The sequence below is a fragment of the Veillonella sp. KGMB01456 genome (assembly GCF_023051165.1).
GTDB lineage: Bacteria > Bacillota > Negativicutes > Veillonellales > Veillonellaceae > Veillonella_A.
In genome coordinates this window covers 1-8,912 of record NZ_JALKIG010000059.1, presented here as the reverse complement: position 1 = coordinate 8,912, position 8,912 = coordinate 1, and the positions used below count along the sequence as shown (strand labels likewise).

General features: G+C 41.6%; 6 protein-coding genes. All 6 read left to right on the top strand.

What is annotated here, in order from left to right; translation table 11 throughout:
* The first annotated feature begins 199 nt into the window (after positions 1 to 199).
* The 6 genes from ppx to rsmA all read left to right on the top strand — a co-directional run bounded on the left by ppx (position 200) and on the right by rsmA (position 8,783).
* Complete coding sequence (ppx, locus tag MXE28_RS10895; protein WP_021842386.1) at positions 200 to 1,738, top strand: exopolyphosphatase; 1,539 nt, start codon at positions 200 to 202, stop codon at positions 1,736 to 1,738.
* Positions 1,739 to 1,748: 10 nt separating this feature from the next.
* Positions 1,749 to 3,299: a ppx/GppA phosphatase gene (locus MXE28_RS10890; RefSeq protein ID WP_021842387.1), complete on the top strand. Its 1,551-nt coding sequence runs from the start codon at positions 1,749 to 1,751 to the stop codon at positions 3,297 to 3,299.
* Between the two features lie 3 nt (positions 3,300 to 3,302).
* Positions 3,303 to 5,417 (top strand): RNA degradosome polyphosphate kinase, encoded by a 2,115-nt coding sequence (locus MXE28_RS10885; RefSeq protein WP_247240166.1) that lies wholly within the window; start codon positions 3,303 to 3,305, stop codon positions 5,415 to 5,417.
* Between the two features lie 555 nt (positions 5,418 to 5,972).
* On the top strand, positions 5,973 to 6,977 hold the full coding sequence (locus tag MXE28_RS10880) for a 3D domain-containing protein (RefSeq protein ID WP_226974572.1): 1,005 nt from the start codon (positions 5,973 to 5,975) through the stop codon (positions 6,975 to 6,977).
* Between the two features lie 249 nt (positions 6,978 to 7,226).
* Positions 7,227 to 7,766 (top strand): ribonuclease M5, encoded by a 540-nt coding sequence (gene rnmV, locus MXE28_RS10875; RefSeq protein ID WP_021842391.1) that lies wholly within the window; start codon positions 7,227 to 7,229, stop codon positions 7,764 to 7,766.
* A 156-nt stretch (positions 7,767 to 7,922) separates the two neighbouring features.
* Positions 7,923 to 8,783, top strand: a complete 861-nt coding sequence (gene rsmA, locus MXE28_RS10870) for a 16S rRNA (adenine(1518)-N(6)/adenine(1519)-N(6))-dimethyltransferase RsmA (RefSeq protein WP_021842392.1) — start codon at positions 7,923 to 7,925, stop codon at positions 8,781 to 8,783.
* The last annotated feature ends 129 nt before the right edge of the window (positions 8,784 to 8,912 follow it).

Below are 8,912 nucleotides of genomic sequence, written 5' to 3'. Positions count from 1 at the left end.
AAAGACCCTTATAGGGTCAGAGCAAACCACCCGTTCTACGGGTGGTTATGATTTACAGTCTTAACTGAAGTGAATCAATGATGTAATGACAAGGAAAAATTTTGTATAAAGTGTGTAAAGATTATGTAATATTCTTGAAATACTCTTTCAGTTTCGGTAAGATTAAGGTAACATATTGTTTTAGACGAAAGGTAGAATTATGAAGCGTGTTTCATTTATAGATTTGGGATCCAACTCCGTGCGTTTTGTTATTATTGAAATTAACGAAAACGGTAGTTATCAGCTGATTTATCAGCAGAAGGAGAGCATTCGACTCAGTGAGAATATGTGGGAGAAAAATAAACTCACTGAAGAAGCTATGGAACGTGCCATTATGACACTTAAGGCATTTGCACATATGGCAGAAGCCATGGATAGTCTTGAAATATATGCCGTAGCCACGGCTGCCGTACGCTTAGCCAAAAACGGAAACGAATTCCTTACGTTGGTTAAGGAGCGTACCGGTATTGATCTGGAATGTATTGATGGCACCGAAGAAGCCTATTTGGGATTTTTAGGGGTAGTGAATACCATTGGCCTTCGAGACTTCATCCTCTTTGACCTTGGGGGCGCCAGCATTGAAGTAACACTCGTTAAAGACAGAGCTGTAAAACACAGCGTAAGTTTGCCTATGGGGGCACTTACTTTAACGGGCAAATTCCAAAGCGGCGACGAAATGTCTGAAAAAGAGCGTAAAAACTTAATCAGCCATATTCAAGATGTACTTAGCAAGGAGAAATGGCTGAAGGATAAACAGCTACCGCTTGTTGGGATTGGCGGTACAGTGCGTAATTTGGCCAAAATTGACCAAAGAGCGCATAATTATCCGATTGAAAAACTGCATAATTATGAATTATCCTTTGAACGCTTAGATGCGATTTATGAAGATGTATGTACCCGTACATTGGAACAGCGCCGTAAGATTTCCGGCCTTTCCTTTGAACGTGCCGATATTATCGTTGCCGGAACAGCTTTGATTCGCGAACTTATGTTGTTCGTTGATGCCAATACGATTCGTGTCAGTGGTTGCGGTTTGCGTGACGGCTTATTTTATCGTTACTACGGCCGAAATTATATGAATGAAGACGGCATCGTAGATGATATTCTGCTTCATTCCGCTGAAAATGTATTACTCAACATGGTACAAGGCGATTTGATTCATGCCAAGTACATTACGAACTTAGCAAAGATGCTCTATGATCAATGGGACAAGGTATATCAATGGGGGCCGCGCATGCGTGAATTATTGCAAGTATCCTCGTTGCTCCATGATATCGGTAAGACCATTAACTATTACGGTCACGCCCGTCACAGTGCCTATCTGATTGTTAACAGCAGTTTATACGGGTTATCTCATAAAGAGCAGGCCATTTGTGCCTTTGTGGCAGCCAATTCTCATGGGACTAACAGTAAATTTATTAAGGCCTCGCCGTATGGCCATTTATTGACGGCGGACGATCGCGCTATGATAGCACAAGTTTCTTTAGTATTAGCTTTAGCGGAAGCAATTGACGAAAGCCATGAACAATCGGCTGTATTGGTTAATACTGAATTTACTGATAAAACAATTAATGTGACCGTTTGGAAAAAGCCGGGCGGCAACACATCCATTGCGGAGGTGGTCATTGGTAAGCTGATTAAGCAGTGTAAGAAGGACTTTAGAAAGAATTTAATTGTAGAGTGGCGCGAAGCCTTATAAGGAGGAAATAATGGCATTATCGAAGCCGCCCCTTTATGGAGCCATCCATTTGGGAGCCAGCAGTATGAGTATTACCATCGTAGAATACACCACTATCGATGAAGTGAAAATAATCGACTATGCTTCGCGTGATGTAAACTTCGGGGAAGAATTGTTCCACAGCAAACGATTATCCTTCCAAACAATCGAAGAAATTTGTCGCCTGCTAAAAGGTTATAAACGAATGCTCGATGAATACGGAGTTACGGATTATACCGTGTATGCTACGGCTGTCGTTCGTGAAGCTGAAAACCGTCGCAGTATTATGGACCAGATTTTCGTGCAGACCGGCTTCAAAGTAGAAGTCGTGGACATGCCTAAAGAAATTTATTATAAATACTTCGGATTGTACTATCATATGATGAAACAAGGGCTTACTAAGACTAAAGATGCAGCCTTATTTATCGATATTACATCCGGCGGCGTAGGGCTTACGGTGTGGCAAAAGGGTACCTTGGTATTCCAAGAAAACGTGCATTTAGGTACATTGCGCGTTATGGAATCCTTTAACCGTAATCAGCGTTCATCTTTATCCTTCCCGGCAGCGGTAGGTGAATATTTGCACAGTATGTTGCAACCGTTAGAGGAAGAAGTACGTCGTTTTAACGTTAAATATTTCGTGTTATCCGGCGATGAACCTCGTGAAATAGCAAATTTGATGGGTTTTGAAACGCATGGTCAGGAAACTATGTCTTTATTGCCTCAGCAATTTGAAGACTTTGTTGACACCTTCCATGGCGTTACCGCGACCAAGCTCGTTAACCGCTATGGTATTCCGGAATATCGTGCTAATATCCTCATGCCGACTATTGTATTGTATTCGGAATTGTTAAAAATGGTACGACCGCAAAGCCTGTTAATCAGCCCTTACGGTTTTGCCGAGGGTGTAATTGTATACAAGGGCGCGGAACTTGAAAATAATCACTTCCTTGAAGTAATGCGCGAACAAAACTTGCAACTGGCTCGTGCTATTGCGCGCAGCTATCAGGTTGATGAAACCCATATTGCTCAGGTTGAGCGTTTTGCGGTACAGCTTTGTCGTCATTTAGTGGATTTCGGCATTAACGAACGCATGATCTTTGTACTTCGCACGGCGATTATTTTATCGGAAGTGGGAAAATTCGTGAGTCTCCGTAATCACAGTGAACATGCGTATCGCATCATTATGGGGACTGACCTTTTCGGTTTGTCGGATCGTGAAAAAGAAGTGGTAGCCAATGTGGTATTTTATCATTACAAGGGCAAACCCGATGATGATGATGAAAACTTCCGTTATTTAAAAGAAGTCCAAAAGATATGGGTATCAAAATTCGTGGCCGTATTACGTTGTATGCGTGCCTTGGATGTAAGTCATAAATTGAAAGTGTCGAAGCTGGCTATTGAACGCAATGATAAACGCATCGTGGTTAAAGCAACGACGAAGCAAGACTTGTCCTTGGAAAAATGGACCTTTGAACGAGAAGCAGAATACTTTAGTGAAGTTTTTGGTTTGGAAATGGTCTTACGCATAGGAGGTAAATAAGGCATGTTTGAAAACTATAAATATTACTTTAACCGTGAATTATCATGGTTAAAATTTAATCAACGCGTCCTTCAAGAAGCGATAGACAATACGAATCCATTGATGGAAAAATTGCGTTTTATTGCGATTACCAGTTCCAACTTAGACGAATTTTTTATGATTCGTGTAGCCGGTTTGCGCCATCAGGAAGAAAACGGCATCGTTAAATACGATGCGGCTCACATGGATGCACGTGCACAATTGCGTGCTATTGATGAGTCCGCTAAGCGTTTGGTGCGTGTTCAATACACTTATTTGAACCATGTTATGGAAATGCTTGGCAAAGAAGGTTTGCACTTTGTAAAACCGGAAGATTTGAACGAGGAACAGTTGGAATGGCTACGCATTCACTTTGAACGGGTGGTATATCCGGTAGTAACACCGCTTGCCATCGACTCGGGCCATCCATTCCCATTCTTGGCCAATAAAACAATGAATACGGTAGTTCAAATTAAACGTTCTGTTGTGGAAACCGAAGAGGATAAAGAAATAAAGAACGCCATTTTACCAATTCCGTCGGTACTCGATCGTATCGTAGAAGTGCCTGCTAAAGACGGCCAGCGTTATTTCATCTACTTAGAAGATATCATCAACTTCTATGCAGAGCAGTTCTTTGTGGGTTATGACATTTTAAATACCATGACATTCCGTGTAACCCGTGATGCGGATCTTGAAATTGACGAAGAAGAAGCACAAGATTTACTTCTAGAAATGGAAGAGTCCTTACGTCGCCGCCGCCGTGGTGCTACGGTTCGTTTGGAAGTAGCCGGTGAACCGGATGACGAATTATTGCACTTCATTTTAACCAGCTTGCAGTTAAAACCGAAAGATGCATTTATCGTACAAGGTCCGCTCGATTTATGTACATACTTTGGTTTCTGCGACATGGAAGGCTATGATTACTTGCGCTATGCACCATTTGAGTCTTGTGAGCCCGCCGATCTTGTAGGTCATGAAGAAGAAAATATTTTTGACCTCATTCGCCGTCACGACTTATTCGTGCACCATCCGTTTGAAACCTTTAAAACCGTTGAAGACTTCGTAGCCCAAGCAGCCAATGATCCGCAGGTATTGGCTATTAAACAGACCTTGTACCGCGTAAGCAGCAACTCGCCGATTATTTCGTCCCTTATTAAAGCGGCGGATAACGGCAAACAGGTAACGGTCCTCATGGAAGTCAAGGCTCGTTTTGATGAAGCCAATAATATTTTAATGGCTCGTCGTTTGGAAAAATCCGGCTGTCACGTAATCTATGGTTTGAAAGGTTTGAAAACTCATTCTAAGATTACCATGGTAGTTCGTCGTGAAGATGATGCCATTCGCCGTTATGTTCACTTGGCAACAGGGAACTATAATGGCAAAACAGCGCGTTTATACACCGACTGCGGTATTTTTACCTGCAATGATGAATACGGTGAAGATGCGTCTGCTTTCTTCAACTTAATTTCCGGCTATTCCGATCCTCCGATTTGGAATAAATTCATCGTAGCACCTCTCAATTTACGCGAAAAAATAATGGAACTCATCGATGAAGAAATCAGCTATGCCGAAAAAGGCGAACCGTCTTATATGATAGCTAAAATGAACTCTTTATTGGACCGCGAAGTAGTGGCTAAACTCTATGAAGCGTCTTCAAAAGGGGTTAAAATCGATTTAATTGTACGTGGTATTTGTACGTTGCGTCCGGGCATTCCGAATGTGAGTGAAAATATCCAGGTTCGCTCTATAATCGGTCGTTTCTTGGAACATCATCGTTTGTTCTACTTCCGTCACGGCGGTAACGACCGCGTATTCTTATCCAGTGCCGATTGGATGCCGCGTAACCTCAATGAACGTGTAGAACTGATGATTCCGATTGAAGATAAAATCCATAAAGAACGCGTTCGCGGTATTTTGGATTTATACCTTCGCGATAATCAAAAAGCCCATGTAATGCGTGCTGATGGCTCTTATCGTAAGCTTGTAAGCAAGACTGACAAAGTTTCGGCTCAAGAAACGTTGATGAAAGAAGCCAAACAGGCGAGTGAACATCCCAAAATGACCGTAGTTGAACGCATGCAACCAATGTTTAAGGAATAAAAAGCCTTATATATGATTTCAGCTAATGTATAAGCCGTTATTAACCTTAAATACGACATAATAAAGATATGTATACGCCTGAAATTAGAGGTGAGGAATTACACGAATCGTTTAATAATAAAGCGCCGATTATAGCGGTTGGTTTTAAAAAACATTTAAACACATTTTTGTGTAATTATCAGAAAATCAAATAATTTTTCTTACTGAAGTATCGACTTGTAATAGAAAGTGATTTCCATTATCAGGTCGATACTTCTTTTTGATTATTAACATTAAAGCTGTGAGCCCTTTATATAAAGGCTTTCAGAGCTGGTAGTGTATTTTCATGCACAATTATTCCTAAAGAGAATAAAATAAAAATGAGGAGATTATAAATAAAATAAATAAATATAATTGTAGCTATTTTATGTACACTACAAAAGGACATAAACGAAAAATAAAGAAAAATATAAACATGAGAGAAATCTGAAGATGCTGTGTTTATTTATACCGTCCGGCCGTTTTGTTGACGCTCTGTATCTCTTTGTGGTAGAATAGCGCGGTAGGAGGGATTAGATGACAAAATATCTAGTAATGCAAAAGAAGAATATGGCGACCCTCTTGAGACGCCATACGTCACTTTTGCTGTTACTCCTAGCGGTCGTGTTTATGACGATTTCAGGCTTTGCTTGGAATGAGAAATCGGTTACGATTTTAGCTGATGGTCAAGCACAGATTGTTAGGACACACCTCAACTCAGCGGAGGGCATTTTACACGATGCCGGGATTACGCTCGGGCCAAAAGATGCTGTATTATTAAATACGCAGACTTTGCAAAACGGAACTCAATTAACAGTTCTACGAGCATTTCCTGTAAAAGTAACGATTGACGGCGTAGCTAAAGATGTTATGACCGTTCAAACGACAGCCCAGGGTCTAGCTGATGAGTTGGGATATCATGCACCTAATTACGTACCATTGGGAGATAGCAATCAGCACTTACAAGCTGGTAGTGAGGTTGCTATAGCTCATGTAACCGGTCGTTCTGTAAAAACTTACGAACAGCCTGTAGAAGTACAGGTTATTCGTCAGCGAGACGACTCCATGCACATCGGCGAACAGGAAGTTATCCAAGAGGGTACTCCCGGTTTAGTTTCCGTTGAGGAGGAAATCTTGTACCAGGATGGTAAGGAAATCAAAAAGCAAATTATTAGTCAGAATGATATTAAACGGATGGTACCGACAATCATCAAAGAAGGTTCACGAGATGTGGTAGAAACCTCTCGTGGGGTAGTACGCTATCGCGAGGTGCTGACTATGGAAGCGTCAGCGTATTTACCGGGTGATGGTGATGGTCGAGGCATCACGGCTACCGGCATGGTGGCCAGACGAGGCGTTGTAGCAGTGGATCCGAATGTGATTCCATTGGGTACACGTCTTTACATTCCGGGCTATGGCATGGCTATAGCAGCGGATACCGGCGGAGCTATTAGAGGTCACAAAATTGACCTATTAATGGAATCTTATGGTGAGGCGATGGAATTTGGTCGCCGTTCTGTAGAAGTTTATGTTTTACAGTAAAGAAGTTTTTTCAGTACCTAATTTAGGCCTGATAAACTTCATAGTAATTGAATTTTTACAGTAATTAAATATGTAAACTCGTCGTAAGAAGAGGTTGTAACGAAATGCGTTTTGACCCGCATGTTGTTATAGCCTCTTCTTTATTATTTTTGAAAAATTTGGTAAAATTAAGTAGCTATAAAGCCTATTTTATTCACAGTTGATTTTATTCACAGTTGATTGTTTGGCCATTGTGGAAAGGAAATACTTATGTTAAAAGAAGTAATCGTAGTCGAAGGCAAGTCGGATATTCAGCAGATTGCCAAAGCAGTAGAGGCTGATTGTATTGCTACCGAAGGATTTACTTTACGCAAAGGGGTATTGGAGCAAATACAAGTTGCCTATGAAAAAAGAGGAATTATTATTTTTACCGACCCTGACACGGCGGGCGAACGAATTCGTCGTTTCTTGGCCAAAAAATTTCCGGATGCGCAGCATGCATTTATCTCGCGTGACTTAGCAACCGCCAACGATGATATTGGGATTGAACAAGCGCCACCGGAAGCCATTCGTGAAGCGTTAGGAAAATTACACACACAGTCGCTTGAGTCGTCTGAAGAATTTACCATGCAGGACATGGTAGCTCATAACTTAACCGGTTCACCGCGTAGCGCCGATAATCGCGCTATTGCAGGTGCTAAACTGGGCATCGGTTATGGCAACAGCAAGCAGTTTTTATACCGTTTAAATCACTACGGCGTTACCCGTGAGGGCTTTAATGAGGCCATGCGCGACATAATGATTGGCTAGTCAGATGCCTAATTGATATAATAAGCGGCTAGTTGGAGGCTTACTTGACATAATAAGCGGCTAGTCGGGCGTTTACACGATATGATGATAGGTGGGATTGTTAGCGATCGGTAGTGCGAATACAATGAGTTAAAGTACTCTTTTGAAAGGATATATATGTTAGAATCAATTATTGCGAGTCCCGAAGTAGTGCATTACATATGCAAACGCTTTGGCATTCACATGAGTAAAAAGTTGGGACAAAACTTTCTCATCTCCCGCCATGTGGTAGATGATATTGTAAAAGCAGCCCAGCTGGTACCGGGGGAGCCGGTATTGGAAATCGGACCGGGCATCGGTACGCTTACGCAGGGCTTGGCACAGAGTAAAGCGGATGTGACGGCCGTAGAATTGGACCGCCGTTTGTTGGAAGTATTGGATACGACCTTAGCAGGCTATGACAATGTTAATATAATTCATGGCGATATTTTAAAAGTAAATATTCCTGAATTAATGAACCATAAGCCGTTTAAAGTAGTGGCAAATTTACCATATTATATTACGACGCCGATTATTATGTCCCTATTGGAAATGAAACTTCCTATTGAGCGACTCGTCGTAATGGTACAAAAAGAAGTGGCAGAGCGCATGGTGGCCGAACCGGGAACCAAAGCGTATGGTGCACTCTCCGTGGCTGTACAGTACTATACGGAACCGGATATCGTATTCGAAGTGTCGCCTAAATCCTTCTTGCCGCCACCTGAAGTAACCAGTGCGGTTATTCGCTGTCGTTTGCGCAAAGAACCACCGGTACAAGTGGCTGATGAAAAACTCTTATTCCGTGTTATTAAGGCCGCTTTTGCGCAGCGTCGTAAAACATTTAGCAATACTATGAAAACAACCGGTCTCGCTAAAGAACAGATTGCGGCTATTTTAGAAAAAGCCGGCATTGACGGCTTTTTGCGCGGTGAAACCTTTACCTTAGATGACTTTGCCGCTTTGGCTAATGCTTGGCATGAACTCTACGGCAAGGCATAAAATTATTTTTCAAAAATAAATATTGACCGCAACAGCAGGTTATAAAATTAGTTTTCAAAAATAAAGATAAAACATGGTTAATTGTACAATGAAATTGAACACATAAAAAAATCCATAGTGAATACCGAT